Raw genomic sequence first — 16,780 nt, 5'->3', positions numbered from 1 at the left:
AACTCCTTATTTGAAAAAGTTGACATTATGAAGATGAGGAATTTTACGGATATCTTCGATCGCTGCTTCACAACTCCTTGAGTCAACTTCTATAATCATAATCGCTTTTTCTCCAGCTTTTTCCCGTGTCACATTCATTTGTGCAATGTTAATATCATAGCGAGAAAGAGCTTCTGTCACATGAGCGATCATTCCAGGGACGTCCTGGTGAACAATAATAATGGTTGGAGTATTCATATTTAGCGAGATAGCAAAGCCGTTTAATTCAGTAACCTGTATGTTCCCACCACCAATTGAGATTCCAGTGACAGAAATCGTTTTATGATCATTTTTAACAGTAATAGTCGTTGTGTTTGGGTGAGGAGCATTGCTTTCTTTTTGAATAGACCAAACAATCCGAATGCCTCGTTCATGTGCAATTTTTAGACTATCTGGGATTCTAGGATCATCTGTGTCCATTCCCAAGATGCCCGCTACTAAGGCTAAATCTGTTCCATGACCACGATAGGTTTTGGCGAAGGAATTAAATAATTGGAACTCAACTTCTTTTGGTTCCTCTCCAAAGATAGAAGAAACAATTTTACCAATTCGAACAGCACCTGCAGTGTGACTACTGGATGGGCCGATCATCACAGGTCCAATAATATCAAAAACTGATTGGAATTTTAAAGAGTTCATGGTCTGCTCCTTTGTGATCACTTTACTTCATTATATCAGATATGGCTGATGATTTCTTCTATTTTTCCCGAAATATCTGAGAAATTTTAAAGGGGGCTTAAAGCATTTATATTATCCTGTATTTTTAGTATTTCTAACATCTGACTGAAATATTTGACACATTATTTCAATAAATATGAAATATTTCTTGTGTAGTATAGAGATATACCAATAAAGGAGTACATAATAATGAATAAAAAACAAATGATGAAACGAATTATTGGACTTAGTTTACTTGCAGGACTTTTCCTTCCAATTGTAGCGAATGCAGATTCTTATACTGTAAAATCAGGTGATACTTTATCAGCTATTGCTAAAGAGAAGAACACAACGGTTGATGCAATTGCTAAGAAAAATAAGATTAGTAACGTGAATCTTATCTCAGTTGGTCAAGTTCTTGAGATTGAAGATGCAAATACAACGCAGAAAACTACGGAGCAAGCTCCTGCTAGTAAAACTGATACTACACAAGCAACAACTACTGTCTCTGCTTCAGATGGCTTGAGTGCGGAAGATGCGGCTGCTAAGGAATGGATTGCCCAAAAAGAGTCAAGTGGTAGTTACACAGCACAAAATGGCCAATATTATGGTCGTTACCAATTGACTATCACTTATTTGAATGGTGATTTATCACCTGCAAACCAAGAAAAAGTGGCCAATCAATATGTTGTCAACCGTTATGGATCATGGTCAGCAGCTAAAAATTTCTGGTTGGCAAATGGCTGGTATTAAATTCGTTTAAAAAGAGTTCTTGAATAGGACTCTTTTTATATTGACAGACCTGTAAACCCATCGATCCTGATCAACAAAAAGAATAGTAAGATGCTTGTTTTCTACTATAAAGCGTGTTAAAATGGTAACTGCTCAAAACGACCTTCAATCGTTGAAGCAAACCACGACCTTCAATCGTGAGAAACGAAAAGATGGGAGAAATCTATGAGTGATAACTCGAAAACACGTGTTGTTGTTGGTATGAGTGGTGGTGTGGATTCATCTGTAACAGCTTTATTATTAAAGCAACAGGGTTACGATGTCATCGGCATTTTCATGAAAAACTGGGACGACACAGACGAAAATGGCGTCTGTACAGCTACAGAAGATTACAAAGATGTAGCAGTGGTTGCAGACCAAATAGGCATTCCTTACTATTCTGTCAACTTTGAGAAAGAATACTGGGATCGTGTCTTTGAATACTTTCTTGCAGAGTACCGTGCAGGCCGAACACCAAATCCGGATGTCATGTGTAATAAGGAAATCAAATTTAAGGCCTTTTTAGATTATGCAATGACACTCGGTGCAGATTATGTAGCGACAGGGCACTATGCGCGTGTGGCGCGTGATGAAGATGGCATTGTTCATATGTTACGCGGCGTTGACAACGGGAAGGACCAAACTTATTTCTTAAGCCAGCTGTCACAAGAACAACTTCAAAAAACCATGTTCCCATTGGGACATTTGGAAAAGCCAGAGGTTCGTCGTCTAGCTGAAGAAGCTGGATTAGCAACAGCTAAAAAGAAAGACTCAACTGGGATTTGCTTTATCGGAGAAAAGAATTTCAAAGAATTTCTAGGGAACTACCTTCCTGCCCAACCAGGTCGAATGATGACCATCGATGGACGAGATATGGGTGAACATGCTGGTTTGATGTATTACACAATCGGTCAACGGGGTGGACTTGGAATTGGTGGCCAACAAGGTGGAGACAATGCTCCATGGTTTGTAGTTGGGAAAGACCTCAGTCAAAATATTCTTTATGTCGGTCAAGGCTTCTATCATGAAGCATTGATGTCAACAAGTTTACAGGCTAGTCAAGTTCACTTTACACGAGATATGCCAGAAGAGTTTACATTAGAGTGTACAGCTAAGTTCCGCTATCGTCAACCAGATTCCAAGGTGACTGTACACGTTAAAGGTGACAAGGCAGAAGTGATTTTCGCAGAACCTCAACGAGCCATTACACCTGGACAAGCTGTTGTTTTTTACGACGGTGAAGAGTGTCTAGGCGGTGGCTTGATTGACAATGCTTATCGGGATGGAAAAGTTTGTCAGTATATTTAATTGACAAATTTTCTCAATTTGCTACAATAATAAAAGCAATAGAAATGATGGTCAAAGCTCATGGATGTTGCAGGCTTTTTTGTCCTGCACTTCTCAGAGTTTTGACTATTTTTGTGTGATTTCGAAAGGAAGTAAAATGAGGCAACAGGATTTTCGGACGAAAATAGGTTCTACTGTTTTTGGTGTGAGAGCGACTGCTTTGATTGTAAAAGATAATCGCTTGTTCGTCATAGAAGATGAGGACGGCTGTTATACAATCGGAGGTGCTATTCAAGTCAATGAAACTACAGGAGATGCTGTAGTTCGTGAAGTCAAAGAGGAACTTGGTGTCACATCTACAGCAGGTCCGTTAGCTTTCGTGGTTGAAAATCACTTTGAACAAGCTGGAATCCACTACCATAATATTGAATTTCATTATTTGGTGGACTTGCTGGAAGATGCACCTTTGGTCATGCAGGAAGATACAAAGCAATTACCTTGCCGTTGGATTGCTTTAGAAGATTTACACACTGTTGACCTGAAACCAGCCTTTTTAAAATCAGCCCTACCAGAATGGGACGGAAAATTACTTCACATCCATCTTGAGAAATAGGAGAAAAAATGACTTATAATTTTATTGAAGAATACGATATCATTGTAATCGGTGCGGGGCATGCGGGAGTAGAAGCCTCTCTAGCTGCTAGCCGTATGGGTTGTAAGGTCTTACTTGCGACTATTAACATTGAAATGCTGGCTTTTATGCCTTGTAATCCCTCTATTGGTGGTTCTGCTAAAGGAATTGTCGTGCGTGAAGTCGATGCCCTCGGTGGAGAAATGGCGAAGAATATCGACAAGACCTACATCCAAATGAAAATGCTTAATACTGGTAAAGGTCCTGCTGTTCGTGCACTTCGGGCTCAAGCAGACAAAGAACTTTACTCAAAAGAAATGCGGAAAACGGTTGAAAACCAAGAAAATTTAACTCTTCGCCAAACTATGATTGATGAGATTTTGGTGGAGAATGGTAAGGTTGTTGGTGTAAGGACTGCGACTCACCAAGAGTATGGGGCAAAGGCTGTTATTGTCACTACTGGGACAGCTTTACGCGGAGAAATTATCATTGGAGATCTCAAGTATTCGTCAGGACCTAATCATAGTCTAGCTTCTATCAATTTGGCCGATAATCTCAAACAATTAGGATTAGAAATTGGACGTTTCAAAACAGGAACACCACCTCGTGTAAAGGCATCGTCAATTAATTATGACGAAACGGAAATTCAACCTGGAGATGAAGCTCCAAATCATTTTTCTTATACATCGCGTGATGAAGATTATGTAAAGGATCAGGTTCCTTGTTGGTTGACTTATACGAATGGGCATAGCCATGAAATTATCCAGAATAATTTACACCGGGCACCTATGTTTACAGGGGTTGTAAAGGGAGTGGGCCCTCGCTATTGTCCGTCCATTGAGGATAAAATTGTCCGTTTTGCTGACAAAGAGCGTCATCAACTATTCTTAGAACCTGAGGGACGAAATACAGAAGAAGTCTATGTTCAAGGGCTGTCAACGAGTTTACCAGAGGATGTTCAGCGGGATCTCGTCCATTCTATTAAGGGACTTGAGAAGGCAGAAATGATGCGAACGGGTTATGCGATTGAGTATGATATGGTTTTGCCTCATCAATTGCGCGCAACTTTAGAAACCAAGAAAATTTCAGGTCTCTTTACAGCTGGCCAAACCAATGGAACGTCTGGCTATGAGGAGGCCGCTGGTCAAGGGATTATTGCAGGGATCAATGCGGCTCTAAAAATTCAAGGAAAACCGGAACTCATTTTGAAACGCAGTGATGGTTATATTGGGGTCATGATCGATGACTTGGTAACAAAGGGAACGATCGAACCGTATCGTTTGTTAACAAGTCGTGCAGAATACCGTTTGATTTTGCGTCATGATAATGCAGATATGCGCTTGACAGAAATGGGACGAGCAATTGGATTGGTAGATGATGAACGTTGGCAACGTTTCGAAACCAAGAAGTATCAGTTTGAAAACGAGATGAAGCGTTTGGATAGCATTAAGTTAAAGCCTGTAAAGGAAACCAATGAGAAGGTCGCTGCAATGGGCTTTAAACCATTGACAGATGCTGTCACTGCTAAAGAATTCTTGAGACGACCAGAAGTCTCTTACCAAGATGTGGTAGAATTTATCGGTCCTGCAGCTGAAGAACTGGATGATAAAATCATTGAATTGATTGAAACTGAAATTAAATACGAAGGTTATATTTCTAAAGCAATGGACCAAGTCGAAAAAATGAAGCGTATGGAAGAAAAACGAATCCCTGCGAATATTGACTGGGATGATATTGACTCTATTGCAACCGAAGCGCGTCAAAAATTTAAATTAATTAATCCAGAAACGATTGGTCAAGCAAGTCGTATCTCAGGTGTCAATCCAGCGGATATCTCTATTTTAATGGTTTACTTAGAAGGTAAATCTCGGAGCATCTCCAAAAACAAAGCAAACCACTAATAAAATGGGGCTGAGATGATGTTTCAGCCTCAATTTTATGGATTGAAATCTTTTGTTGCTATTTACACATCTGTAAACGATGTTTACAAAGTAGTGAAGCATAGAGAGAGCTTTTTACGGGTCAATCTTCTCTGTAATATAGAGAGAAACCTCGCTTTTTACCTCTATTTATGGTATAATTCCGAGAAGAGGTTTATGATGAAAAAATTTCGTTTATCGTTCATCCATTATGTTTTAATTGGTTTTATTTCATTTGCAATTTTAGCAATTTTTTTAAGAATCTTTGGCAAAGGCTATGTAACTCTCATTGCAATTTTTTTAGTCTTAGCTGGATTGATTGCTTTATTTGAATACCAGTTACAAATTTCAGAGTTAGATGAATTAGAACAAATACAATATGTTAACCATCAGGCAGAAAGCGGATTAGCATCCCTCCTTGATAAAATGCCTGTTGGAGTTATCAAAATTAATGAAGAATCAAATGAAGTAGAGTGGTTCAACCCTTATGCTGAATTGATTTTTTCAACAGATGATGGGGACTTTGATGTTGAATCATTGAAAAAGTTACTCAACACTCTGTTTGAGGATAAAGGTCATTATGTCACTGTAGCCGATAAGAAATATTCCGTTTACTTTGATCAGACGTCTAGTGTTGTTTACTTTTTTGATGTTTCCAGTGAGTATGAAGCAACTGTGGGATTGGTGACAACTCGTCCCGTTATCGGTATTATTTCTGTTGATAACTATGATGATCTAGAGGATGTCATTTCAGACTCTGATATTAGCAATATCAATAGTTTTATTGCCAACTTTGTAGAAGAGTTTACAGCTCATTACCATATGTTTTACAGACGCGTGGGGATGGATCGTTTCTATTTGTTTACTGACTACACGGTCTTAGAACAGTTGATGGAATCAAAATTTTCAGTCATCGATCAATTCCGTGAAGAAGCTAAAAATCGTGAGCTACCTATTACCTTAAGTATGGGATTCTCGTACGGTGATGGAGAGCATGATGAAATTGGTAAAGTGGCTCTCTTGAACCTAAACCTTGCGGAAGTTCGTGGTGGGGATCAAGCGGTTGTCAAGGAAAATGATGAACAGAAAAACCCAATTTTCTTTGGTGGGGGAACTGCTTCGGCTGTGAAGCGGACTCGGACTCGTACACGCGCTATGATGACAGCTATTTCGGATAAGATTAAATCCGTTGATCAAGTCTTCATTGTTGGACATAGAAACTTGGATATGGATGCTTTAGGAGCGTCTGTGGGAATGCAGTTTTTCTCAAGCAATATTTTGGCTTCCTCTTATGTGGTCTATGACCCGCATGCAATGGCTAGTGATATTTCAAGAGCGATTGCAAAACTAGAGGATGAGCAGGTTACAAAACTCCTTACTGTAGAGGAAGCTTTGCAAATGGTAACGGATCGCTCCTTGCTGATTATGGTGGACCATGCTAAAACAGCATTGACCCTATCTAAAGAATTCTATAAGGAATTTCAACAGATTATAGTTATTGACCATCACCGTCGTGATGATGATTTTCCTGAAAATGTTCTGATCACTTATATCGAGAGTGGTGCAAGTAGTGCGAGTGAATTGGTTAGTGAACTCATTCAGTTCCAGAAATCGAAGAAAAATCGGTTAACGAAAATTCAAGCAAGTGTCTTGATGGCTGGGATCATGCTGGATACTAAGAACTTCTCTGCACGTGTTACGAGTCGGACCTTTGATGTGGCAAGCTATCTTCGCTCGAGAGGGAGTGATAGCGTAGCCATTCAAGAGATTTCTGCAATTCAGTTTGACGAGTACCGCGAAGTGAACGAGCTGATCTTAACAGGTGAAAAGATTTTGCCACATATCATCGTAGCTTGTGCCAACACGACTAAAGCCTATGATTCAGTAACTATTAGTAAGGCAGCTGATAGTATGTTGGCCATGTCTGAAGTGGAAGCAACCTTTGTCATTGCTTGCAACCAAAGTGGGACCATCTCGATTTCTGCACGAAGTCGAAGCAAAGTCAATGTACAGCGTATCATGGAACAGCTTGGTGGAGGAGGTCATTTCAATTCGGCGGCCTCTCAAATTGAGGGTCAAGATTTGATGAGTATTCGTCAACAACTGATTGAGACTATTGAAAACGAAGTAATTATTGAAAAGGAGAATGTAGAATGAAAGTTATTTTCTTAGCGGATGTAAAAGGTAAAGGTAAAAAAGGCGAAATTAAAGAAGTGCCTACTGGTTATGCACAAAACTTTTTGATCAAGAAAAATCTTGCGAAAGAAGCCAATGCCCAAGCAATCGGTGAACTTCGTGGAAAGCAAAAGTCAGAAGAAAAAGCGCATGCTGAATTGTTAGCAGAAGCACAAAAGATTAAAGCAAAATTAGAAGAAGAAGCAACTGTTGTTCAATTCACTGAAAAAATTGGGCCAGATGGCCGTACTTTCGGCTCTATTACCAATAAAAAGATTGCAGAAGAGCTTGAGAAACAATTTGGCATTAAAATTGATAAACGTCATATCCAAGTTTCCTCTCCAATTCGTTCAACAGGTTTGATTGACGTCCCTGTAAAAATTTATCAAGATGTTACAGGTGTGATTAATATTCGTGTAAACGAAGGGTAAACACGATCGATAGAAAGGTTTTTTTATGGCTGAGATAGAGGAATTACGAACACAACCTCAAGATATCCAAGCGGAGCAATCAGTGTTGGGAGCCATCTTTATTGATGAGGGGAAATTGGTCTTTGTTCGTGAATATATCGAGCCTGGCGATTTCTTTAAGTACTCGCACCGTTTGATTTTTAAAGCCATGATCGATCTAGCTGACCGTGGGGATGCGATTGATGCGACGACTGTTCGAAATATTTTAGATAGTCAGGGGGATCTCCAAAATATTGGCGGTCTCTCCTATTTGGTAGAAGTCATTAATTCGGTACCAACTTCAGCTAACGCGGAGTATTACGCGAAGATTGTTGCCGAAAAAGCTGTCTTACGTCGATTGATCTCTCGGTTAACGGAAAGTATTAATCAAGCTTATGATGGCGCAAGTCCTTCAGATGAAATCATTGCGGGTGCTGAAAAAGCTCTGATTGATGTTAGTGAAAACGCAAATCGTAGTGGATTTAAAAATATTCGAGACATCTTGAATATAAATTTTGGTAGTTTAGAAGCCCGCTCGCTTCAAACCTCTGATATTACGGGTATTGCGACAGGCTATCGCGATTTGGACCATATGACGACAGGGCTACATGAGGAAGAGTTGATTATTTTAGCGGCTCGTCCTGCAGTAGGGAAAACAGCCTTTGCTCTAAATATTGCTCAAAATATCGGGACAAAGTTGGATAAGACAGTGGCTATTTTCTCATTAGAAATGGGTGCTGAAAGTTTGGTTGACCGGATGTTAGCAGCTGAAGGCTTGATTGAATCCCATTCGATTCGTACAGGTCAATTGACGGATGAAGAGTGGCGAAAATATGCCATTGCTCAAGGGAATTTGGCCAATGCGAGTATTTACATCGATGATACTCCAGGAATTCGGATCACTGAGATTCGTTCGAGAGCAAGAAAATTGGCGCAGGAAACAGGCAATCTCGGTCTTATTCTGATTGACTACCTGCAGCTGATTACAGGGACTGGAAGAGAAAACCGTCAACAGGAAGTTTCAGAAATTTCTCGTCAGTTAAAAATTTTGGCGAAGGAACTAAAAGTTCCCGTTATTGCTTTGAGTCAGCTATCACGTGGTGTTGAACAGCGCCAAGACAAACGTCCTGTTCTTTCTGATATTCGTGAATCTGGATCGATTGAGCAGGATGCGGATATTGTTGCTTTCTTGTACCGTGATGATTATTATGATAGAGCTGGTGAAGAGGAAGAAGATGGAATGCCTAATAATACGGTTGAAGTGATTATCGAGAAAAACCGTTCAGGTGCGCGTGGGACAGTCGAATTAATATTCCAAAAGGAATACAATAAATTCTCAAGTATTTCAAAGAGAGAGGATCAATAAGATGAGTGATGCATTTACAGATGTTGCAAAAATGAAAAAAATTAAGGAAGAAATCAAGGCCCATGAAGGACAAGTGGTTGAAATGACACTTGAAAATGGACGGAAACGTCAAAAAAATAAATTTGGACGCTTAATTGAGGTCTATCCTTCTTTATTTATTATCGAGTATACGAACGACAATAGCTTACCAGGTGAACCGGCCAATACATACGTGGAGTCTTACACCTATTCAGATATTTTAACAGAGAAGAATTTAATTCGTTATTTGGATTAATTTCTTGCTTTTATCGTCTAAATCAGTTATTATAATAAATACATATGGGAGTCTGTGTACAGTCTGAGAGGAAGTGTAAGCTTCGACCGCACCTGATCTGGGTAATGCCAGCGTAGGAAACAAATGAAATGTATTTTTCGTTATGAGTGACCTTGTGCAATCCGTCTCCTATTTTGGAGGCGTTTTTTATTCGTGAGAAAGGAGGTTACGATGTCTCTTGTAAAAAGATATTCAAAACAATTGATAGGATTTGCAGGTTTTAGTAGCCTTCTTGTCTTATGGCAGTTAGCAGGATTTTTAAATATCCTCCCCAAATTTGTATTACCAACGCCACTTGAAATTGGGAGTGCATTTGTACGAGATCGAGCTCTCCTGATTCATCACAGTTTGTCTACTCTTCAAGTGGCCTTGATCGGACTTGTTATAGGTGTTCTTCTTGCTGCAGGTTTTGCGATTCTCATGGATAGTTTTCAATGGGTGAATGATCTGGTCTATCCTTTTATGGTTGTTATTCAAACCATTCCGACGATTGCCTTGGCCCCTATCCTGGTTCTTTGGTTTGGTTATGGTATGCTTCCAAAACTAGTTTTGATCATTATTACGGTGGTATTTCCCATCGTAGTCAGTCTGTTAGATGGTTTTCGGCATTGCGATCAAGATATTCTGAGATTGTTTCAGATTATGCAAGCCAATCGCTTTCAGACTTTAGTCCATTATAAAATTCCTGCAGCGCTTCCTTATTTTTTCGCAGGTTTACGTGTGAGCGTTTCCTATGCTTTTATCAGTACGGTAGTTTCAGAATGGTTAGGAGGTTTTGATGGATTGGGGGTCTATATGATCCAGTCGAAGAAGTTATTTCAGTATGATACGATGTTTGCGATCATTGTATTGATTTCTGCTATTAGTTTACTCGGTATGTTTCTCGTTGACCAATTAGAAAAAAACATTCTAAAATGGAGAAAGGATTGACAAACTTGTAAATGGTGTAAAAATTAAATTGACAAAAATGTAAAAGAGGTATAGCTAATGAAAAAGTCAATAGGTTTATTTTTCTCAATAATATTGGGATTTGTTTTCTTGAGTGCTTGTCAAAATTCTGTCAAGCAATCGTCAAGTGGTTTGAAAAAGATTGATTTTATTCTAGATTGGACCCCGAATACTAATCATACGGGTCTCTATGTAGCAAAGGAAAAAGGGTATTTTAAATATGCAGGACTGGATGTAGATATAAAACTTCCGCCGGAAGACAGTAGTTCTGATTTGATTATCAATGGGAAAGCTCCATTTGGGATTTATTTCCAAGATTCTATGGCCAAGAAATTGGATAAAGGTGCGGGGATTACCGCTGTTGCAGCTATCGTCGAACACAATACGTCAGGAATTATTTCAAGAAAAGATGCAGCGATCACAAGTCCAAAAGATTTGGTTGGTAAGCGGTATGGCACCTGGAACGATCCGATTGAGTTGGAAATGATCAAATCGATGATGAAAAAAGAGGGGGCTGATTTTAATCAAGTAAAATTGGTTCCAAATAGTGATTCAAATTCCATTACTCCGATTGAAAATAAGGTCTTTGATGCTGCTTGGATTTATCACGGTTGGGATGGAATTTTGGCTGAGCAAAAGGGAATGAAAACCAATTTCTTCTATATGAAAGATTTTGTTCCTGCATTTGACTACTATTCACCTGTAATTATTGCTAACAATGACTATTTGAAATCTCATAAAGAGGAAGCAAAAAAATTCATTCAAGCGGTGAAAAAAGGCTACCAATATGCTATAGAGCATCCAGAAGAAGCAGCAGATATCTTGATTAAACAGGCCCCCGCTTTGGCTAACCAGCGTGATTTTGTACTAGCTTCTCAAAAATATCTTTCCAGTCAATATGCTTCAGACAAGGATAAATGGGGGCAGTTTGACTCCAAGCGTTGGAATGCTTTTTATGCTTGGGCAAAAGAGCAAGGATTGGTTTCAAATGACTTAGAAGACAAAGGTTTCACAAATGAATTGGTAGGTGACTGATATTTTAACCGTAAAAGATGTAAGTTTCTCTTTTGGAGATAAAGCAGTTTTAAACAATGTATCACTAGAAGTGCAAAAAGGAGAAATTGTCTCTATTCTGGGTCCGAGTGGGGTAGGAAAATCAACCTTGTTTAATTTAATTGCTGGGATCCTTCCCTTACAAAAGGGCGCTATAGAAGTAGATGATGCCCCGATCTCCTTTGGAAAAGTCAGCTATATGCTACAAAAGGATCTTTTGTTAGAACATAAGACAGTATTGGGAAATATTATTCTTCCCCTTCAATTAAAAAAGATTCCTAAGGAAGAGGCAACATCTACAGCTCTAAAATTGTTAGATGAATTTAAATTGGGAAGTATAGCCAACCTTTATCCCAATGCTCTGAGTGGGGGGATGCGGCAACGGGTGGCGCTATTAAGAACCTACCTTCTGGGTCATTCTGTCTTCCTATTAGATGAAGCTTTTAGTGCCTTAGATGAATTGACAAGGCAGGATCTTTATCACTGGTATCTAGACAGTAAGGAACGTCTTGGTCTCACCACTCTGGTGATTACTCATAGTATCGAAGAAGCTTTGACATTGAGTGACCGGGTCTATATCTTAAATCATAATCCCAGTGAAATTATTGCAGATCTTCCTTTAAAATGGGATCCAACGGATAGAGACTGGCAACAATTGCAATATAAAAAACGAATCATAGAATTATTGTCTGAATTTCATTGAAATTGTTTTGAAGGACTTTACAAAGTTTCTATTCCGTGATAGAATAGAATTTGTGCGAAATGACAGCAGGACAAAATGAAGCTCGTCAACAGGAAGTCAGCTAGAAAAGTAACCTTTGCTGTTTGGGCGAAGGCTTTCTGAACGAATCAGGTTTGTCTAAAACGTTATTTCCTACAAAAATTATTTTTATAGGAGGACATTTCAAATGTCACGTTATACAGGACCATCTTGGAAACAATCTCGCCGTCTTGGCTTGTCACTTACAGGTACAGGTAAAGAATTGGCACGTCGTAACTACGTACCAGGTCAACACGGACCAAACAACCGTTCAAAATTGTCAGAATACGGTTTGCAATTAGCTGAGAAACAAAAACTTCGTTTCTCTTACGGACTTGGTGAAAAACAATTCCGTAACTTGTTCGTACAAGCTACTAAAGTTAAAGAAGGAACTGTCGGTTTCAACTTCATGCTTCTTTTGGAACGTCGTTTGGATAACGTTGTTTACCGTCTTGGACTTGCGACTACTCGTCGTCAAGCTCGTCAATTCGTTAACCACGGTCACATCCTTGTTGACGGAAAACGCGTTGATATCCCTTCATACCGCGTAACTCCAGGTCAAGTGATCTCAGTTCGCGAAAAATCAGCTAAAGTTCCAGCTATTCTTGAAGCTGTTGAAGCTACAGTTGGACGTCCAGCATTCGTATCATTCGATGCTGACAAACTTGAAGGTTCATTGACTCGCCTTCCAGAACGCGATGAAATCAATCCAGAAATCAACGAAGCACTTGTCGTTGAATTCTACAACAAAATGCTTTAATTTTAAGATATACCTTACAAAAAGCCTACAACAGTGGGCTTTTTGTTTTGTCTTAAAGGGTTGATTTCTGGCTTTGCTCCCCTTTTTGTTTTCTTAAAACCTAAACCTGCTAATAAAAAAATCCTGATCTATCTAGATCAGGAGGCACTGTTACCGTAACATTTTCATTAAAAATTCAGCCATTTGTTGAGGGCTTTCTTTTTTTCCGCGAGAAACCCACATTTGACAGACTCCGAAGAAGGCATTGGTCAGATAGACAGAACTGTAGACTCTTTCAATATCTGTTAATGATTTATGACTATAGCGCTCTTGCAAACTATCAACCAGAAGAATCTGTAATTTATGTCGTAAGAAGGTTTGGATCTCCTTGGTTCCATTCTCTGTCAGAAGAACCGCAAAGAGTGGCTCCTTGGTTAGGAATTCGAACACTTCTGTAATCGCTTGGCGCTTGTCGTCTTGGTGTTTATCAAAGATATATTCAAGCTTGTGAAAGAGTGCTTGTTGGTAGCGCTCGATCATGTCATACTTGTCTCGATAGTGGGTATAAAAGCTAGAGCGACTAATACCGGATTCTTGTGCTAACTCAACTGTTGTGATTTGATCGAATGATTCCTTTTCGAGTAGTCGAACCATCGCCTCCTCAATATTTCTTTTTGTTTTTAATCGTTTATTGCTCTCAGTCATCTGTTAATCCTTTTTGCACAAAATTATACACAGTGTCTAAAAAACAAGATTTCCTACTTGTGAAAATTTCTAGAAACTGTATAATCTATTATATCAGAAATTTAGACAATGTGTATAAAAAGGAGACAAAAAATATGATGAAAGAATGGAAGGCTATTCTTAAAAAGCCAACATTTATCATTGTCATGATTGGAGTTGCTTTGATTCCAGCTCTTTATAATATTATTTTTCTATCTTCCATGTGGGATCCATATGGAAAGGTTTCGGATCTTCCTGTAGCGGTTGTCAATAAGGATCAATCTGCTACATATAATGGACAAAAGATGGAAATTGGAAAAGACATGGTGTCCAATTTGAAGGACAATGACTCACTTGATTTTCATTTTGTAGATGAGAAAGCTGCGAAAGATGGTCTAAAAAATGGCGATTATTATATGATTGTAACCCTGCCTGAGGATCTTTCAAAAAAAGCTAGCTCCATTTTAACCAATCATCCGGAACAGATGACCATTGATTACCAAACGTCCAGTGGTCATAGTTTTATCGCAGGGAAAATGAGCGACACTGCGATGACAAAAATGAAGCAGTCAGTGGCTGAAAAAGTGACCAATACTTATACAACAGCTTTATTTTCCAAAATGGGATCGCTTAAAACTGGTATGGGGACAGCAGCAGATGGAAGTGCTAAATTAGCAGATGGTGCAAGTAAATTGGAAGATGGTGGTCAAACACTATCTACTAATTTGAATACATTGGCTCGTTCAAGCTTAGCATTTTCAGATGGTGCGACTACTCTTCGTACAGGTCTAGCAGCCTATACAGATGGTGTGGGTCAATTAGGAAATGGTCTTAATCAAATGGCTGGTCAACTTCCAAACTTGGTATCTGGCGTCAATCAATTAAATAATGGGTTTGGTACTTTTAATACAGGCTTGATGGCCTACGCTACCGGAGTGGATCGATTAGGAAATGGTCTCAATCAAATGGCGAGTCAAACCCCTCAGTTGGCTTCAGGAGTTGGTCAATTAACCAGTGGTATGGGGACCCTCAATGATGGTCTTGGGAATTATACCAATGGCGTGCGTCAATTGAATTCAGGCCTATCTAACTTTTCAAATGGTTTAGCAACCTATACAAATGGAGTCGCTACTTTATCAGAAGGAGCGGGTCAATTAAGTAGTCAATCTGCTACCCTTCGAAATGGGGTTTCACAATTAGAATCAGGTATTCAAACATTATCAAGCCAGCTACAAGCTTCTACAAGTCAATCTGCTCAGATTGATCAATTGGCAGCTGGTTTAAACCAATTAAATGCAGCGATTCAAAATGCTACAGTAGATACCAGTCAACTTTCGTCTGGATTGACGAGTATTGCGAATTCAGCTCAATCAATCCTTGCTTCAGCCCAAGCGGATCGTGCAAATGCCCTTGCAAGTGTGCAAGGGACAGCAGCCTATCAAGCAATGACAGCTGACCAACAAGCGGAAATCAATGCGGCGATCTCATCGAGCCCAAGCTCGAGTGAAACGGCGGCTCAAGGAATCTTGACTACGATTCAAACGATCCAAGGTAGTTTGAATACAGGGAATAGCTTGACACAACTGCAAACGGCAGCCAATCAAGTTTTACCGACAGCTTCTTCTACCTTGACAGACTTGTCAAGTGGCTTGTCTAAGATCCAATCCGCAGTTAGTGGACAATTGTTGCCAGCTAGTCAAACCATCAGTCAAGGGATCGGCGCTTATACAGCTGGTGTCGATAAAATCGCTAATGGAGCAACCCAACTTCAGACCAATAGCAGTACTTTAACAAATGGGGCTAGTCAGTTAGCAGCAGGTGTTGGTCAACTAGATAGTAAATCATCAGAATTACTTGCAGGAAGCAATCAATTGGCTTCTGGTCTAGGTGAGTTAAATGGGAAGATGCCTGCCTTGACATCAGGCATGAATCAACTGGCTTCAGGCGCGACCCAATTAACAGGGAAGTCGGGTGAATTGGTTGCCGGCGCTGGAAAATTAGCTGAAGGTGTAGGGCAATTAAACAGCAAGACTCCAGAGTTGGCAGGTGGTGTCAACAAACTTGTCACTGGTGTCAATCAGTTGACAGAAAAATCAGGTCAATTGGTGACTGGTGCTGATAAGCTAGCCGACGGTGCAAATCAAATCTCGGATGGGTCCAGCAAATTAGCAGCAGGTGGCCAAACATTGACAAATGGTTTAGGTGAATTAGCAACAGGAAGCCAAACCTTGAGTCAAGGATTAAACGATGCTAAGGGACAATTGAATGTGGCTACAACTGAAAAAGAAAACGCTAAAACATTAGCAGATCCTGTCACTTTGTCTAAAACAGACCGTGACAATGTCCCGGTGAATGGTGTCGGAATGGCTCCTTATATGATCTCGGTAGCACTCTTTGTTTGTGCCTTGTCAACCAATATGATCTTTGCAAAATTGCCATCCGGTCGTCATCCTGAAAGTCGCTGGGCATGGTTTAAATCTCGCTTTGATGTCAACGGAACGATTGCGGTGATTGCAGGAGTCTTGGTCTATGGTGCCGTTCACTTGATTGGTTTATCAGCTAATCATGAGATGGCTACTCTCTTCCTTTGTGTGATTGGTAGTGTGGCCTTCATGTCTATCGTGACTGCTTTGACAACATGGCAAAGAAAGATCGGTGCTTTCCTTTCCTTGATCCTCTTGCTCTTGCAATTGGCTTCTAGTGCAGGAACTTATCCTCTTGCTTTGACAAATGGCTTTTTCCAAGCCATTCATCCATTCTTGCCAATGAGTTATACCGTTTCTGGTCTTCGTCAAACGATTTCGATGACAGGAGAAATTGGAAATCAAGTGGCCTTCCTTCTGATGACTATTGTTCTTTTTGCAGGGCTAGGAATGTGGTTCTATAATCCAAAAAAATATGAAGAGGACTAATCTTCGGGAACTCCCAACAGAATGTGTTGGGAGTTTTT

15 protein-coding genes are annotated in these 16,780 nt (G+C 39.7%); 13 read left to right on the top strand and 2 right to left on the bottom strand.

The annotated features are described in order from the left end of the window. Positions 1–6: 6 nt before the first annotated feature. Positions 7–678, bottom strand: coding sequence for an L-serine ammonia-lyase, iron-sulfur-dependent subunit beta (gene sdaAB / locus SPADD19_RS09420; protein WP_003002135.1), 672 nt, complete (start codon positions 676–678; stop codon positions 7–9). 228 nt (positions 679–906) lie between these two features. Here sdaAB and apf point away from each other — a divergent pair, with 228 nt between their 5' ends. From apf to rpsD, 12 genes are all read left to right on the top strand, one after another. Next, the gene (gene apf, locus SPADD19_RS09415; RefSeq protein ID WP_003009194.1) at positions 907–1,449 is read left to right on the top strand and encodes an aggregation-promoting factor; all 543 of its coding nucleotides are present in this window, start codon (positions 907–909) and stop codon (positions 1,447–1,449) included. 204 nt (positions 1,450–1,653) lie between these two features. Beyond that, on the top strand, positions 1,654–2,775 hold the full coding sequence (gene mnmA / locus SPADD19_RS09410) for a tRNA 2-thiouridine(34) synthase MnmA (protein ID WP_061455869.1): 1,122 nt from the start codon (positions 1,654–1,656) through the stop codon (positions 2,773–2,775). A gap of 136 nt (positions 2,776–2,911) precedes the next feature. Next, positions 2,912–3,367 carry an NUDIX hydrolase gene (locus SPADD19_RS09405; RefSeq protein WP_049495763.1) on the top strand — a complete coding sequence of 152 codons (456 nt, stop codon included), beginning with the start codon at positions 2,912–2,914 and terminating at the stop codon, positions 3,365–3,367. 8 nt (positions 3,368–3,375) lie between these two features. Beyond that, the gene (mnmG, locus tag SPADD19_RS09400) at positions 3,376–5,286 is read left to right on the top strand and encodes a tRNA uridine-5-carboxymethylaminomethyl(34) synthesis enzyme MnmG (protein ID WP_061455868.1); all 1,911 of its coding nucleotides are present in this window, start codon (positions 3,376–3,378) and stop codon (positions 5,284–5,286) included. 198 nt (positions 5,287–5,484) lie between these two features. After that, positions 5,485–7,461, top strand: a complete 1,977-nt coding sequence (locus tag SPADD19_RS09395) for a GGDEF domain-containing protein (protein WP_481906741.1) — start codon at positions 5,485–5,487, stop codon at positions 7,459–7,461. Continuing rightward, entirely contained in the window at positions 7,458–7,910 is a 453-nt protein-coding gene (rplI, locus tag SPADD19_RS09390) for a 50S ribosomal protein L9 (RefSeq protein WP_003002156.1), read from the top strand. Before SPADD19_RS09395 ends, rplI begins: the two co-directional genes overlap by 4 nt. Positions 7,911–7,935: 25 nt before the next feature. Then, positions 7,936–9,294 carry a replicative DNA helicase gene (dnaB, locus tag SPADD19_RS09385; RefSeq protein ID WP_014714093.1) on the top strand — a complete coding sequence of 453 codons (1,359 nt, stop codon included), beginning with the start codon at positions 7,936–7,938 and terminating at the stop codon, positions 9,292–9,294. A gap of 1 nt (position 9,295) precedes the next feature. Further along, positions 9,296–9,568 (top strand): Veg family protein, encoded by a 273-nt coding sequence (locus tag SPADD19_RS09380; RefSeq protein WP_003009183.1) that lies wholly within the window; start codon positions 9,296–9,298, stop codon positions 9,566–9,568. A gap of 210 nt (positions 9,569–9,778) precedes the next feature. Then, positions 9,779–10,537, top strand: coding sequence for an ABC transporter permease (locus SPADD19_RS09375; protein WP_061455866.1), 759 nt, complete (start codon positions 9,779–9,781; stop codon positions 10,535–10,537). Positions 10,538–10,594: 57 nt separating this feature from the next. Then, positions 10,595–11,590 carry an ABC transporter substrate-binding protein gene (locus tag SPADD19_RS09370; RefSeq protein WP_061455865.1) on the top strand — a complete coding sequence of 332 codons (996 nt, stop codon included), beginning with the start codon at positions 10,595–10,597 and terminating at the stop codon, positions 11,588–11,590. Next, on the top strand, positions 11,583–12,311 hold the full coding sequence (locus SPADD19_RS09365; protein WP_061455864.1) for an ABC transporter ATP-binding protein: 729 nt from the start codon (positions 11,583–11,585) through the stop codon (positions 12,309–12,311). The genes SPADD19_RS09370 and SPADD19_RS09365 overlap by 8 nt, the downstream gene beginning before the upstream one ends. Positions 12,312–12,516: 205 nt before the next feature. After that, positions 12,517–13,128: a 30S ribosomal protein S4 gene (gene rpsD, locus SPADD19_RS09360; protein WP_003002210.1), complete on the top strand. Its 612-nt coding sequence runs from the start codon at positions 12,517–12,519 to the stop codon at positions 13,126–13,128. Between the two features lie 150 nt (positions 13,129–13,278). On the opposite strand, the gene SPADD19_RS09355 is transcribed toward rpsD, so the two are convergent. Continuing rightward, the gene (locus tag SPADD19_RS09355) at positions 13,279–13,812 is read right to left on the bottom strand and encodes a TetR/AcrR family transcriptional regulator (protein ID WP_003001962.1); all 534 of its coding nucleotides are present in this window, start codon (positions 13,810–13,812) and stop codon (positions 13,279–13,281) included. A gap of 134 nt (positions 13,813–13,946) precedes the next feature. On the opposite strand from SPADD19_RS09355, the gene SPADD19_RS09350 reads away from it, so the two are divergent. Then, positions 13,947–16,742: a YhgE/Pip domain-containing protein gene (locus SPADD19_RS09350; RefSeq protein WP_061455863.1), complete on the top strand. Its 2,796-nt coding sequence runs from the start codon at positions 13,947–13,949 to the stop codon at positions 16,740–16,742. The last annotated feature ends 38 nt before the right edge of the window (positions 16,743–16,780 follow it).

The sequence above is a fragment of the Streptococcus parasanguinis genome, from assembly GCF_001578955.1.
GTDB classification, from domain to species: Bacteria; Bacillota; Bacilli; order Lactobacillales; family Streptococcaceae; genus Streptococcus; species Streptococcus parasanguinis_U.
This window is presented reverse-complemented; position numbering and strand designations above follow the sequence as displayed.

Excerpts from the sequence above, each read along its gene's own strand:
- sdaAB (WP_003002135.1), bottom strand. The coding sequence starts at position 678 with ATGAACTCTTTAAAATTCCAATCAGTTTTTGATATTATTGGACCTGTG.
- SPADD19_RS09395 (WP_481906741.1), top strand. The coding sequence starts at position 5,485 with ATGAAAAAATTTCGTTTATCGTTCATCCATTATGTTTTAATTGGTTTT.
- SPADD19_RS09380 (WP_003009183.1), top strand. The coding sequence starts at position 9,296 with ATGAGTGATGCATTTACAGATGTTGCAAAAATGAAAAAAATTAAGGAA.
- SPADD19_RS09355 (WP_003001962.1), bottom strand. The coding sequence starts at position 13,812 with ATGACTGAGAGCAATAAACGATTAAAAACAAAAAGAAATATTGAGGAG.
- SPADD19_RS09350 (WP_061455863.1), top strand. The coding sequence starts at position 13,947 with ATGATGAAAGAATGGAAGGCTATTCTTAAAAAGCCAACATTTATCATT.
- mnmG (WP_061455868.1), top strand. The coding sequence starts at position 3,376 with ATGACTTATAATTTTATTGAAGAATACGATATCATTGTAATCGGTGCG.
- mnmA (WP_061455869.1), top strand. The coding sequence starts at position 1,654 with ATGAGTGATAACTCGAAAACACGTGTTGTTGTTGGTATGAGTGGTGGT.
- dnaB (WP_014714093.1), top strand. The coding sequence starts at position 7,936 with ATGGCTGAGATAGAGGAATTACGAACACAACCTCAAGATATCCAAGCG.
- rpsD (WP_003002210.1), top strand. The coding sequence starts at position 12,517 with ATGTCACGTTATACAGGACCATCTTGGAAACAATCTCGCCGTCTTGGC.
- apf (WP_003009194.1), top strand. The coding sequence starts at position 907 with ATGAATAAAAAACAAATGATGAAACGAATTATTGGACTTAGTTTACTT.
- SPADD19_RS09370 (WP_061455865.1), top strand. The coding sequence starts at position 10,595 with ATGAAAAAGTCAATAGGTTTATTTTTCTCAATAATATTGGGATTTGTT.
- rplI (WP_003002156.1), top strand. The coding sequence starts at position 7,458 with ATGAAAGTTATTTTCTTAGCGGATGTAAAAGGTAAAGGTAAAAAAGGC.
- SPADD19_RS09405 (WP_049495763.1), top strand. The coding sequence starts at position 2,912 with ATGAGGCAACAGGATTTTCGGACGAAAATAGGTTCTACTGTTTTTGGT.
- SPADD19_RS09375 (WP_061455866.1), top strand. The coding sequence starts at position 9,779 with ATGTCTCTTGTAAAAAGATATTCAAAACAATTGATAGGATTTGCAGGT.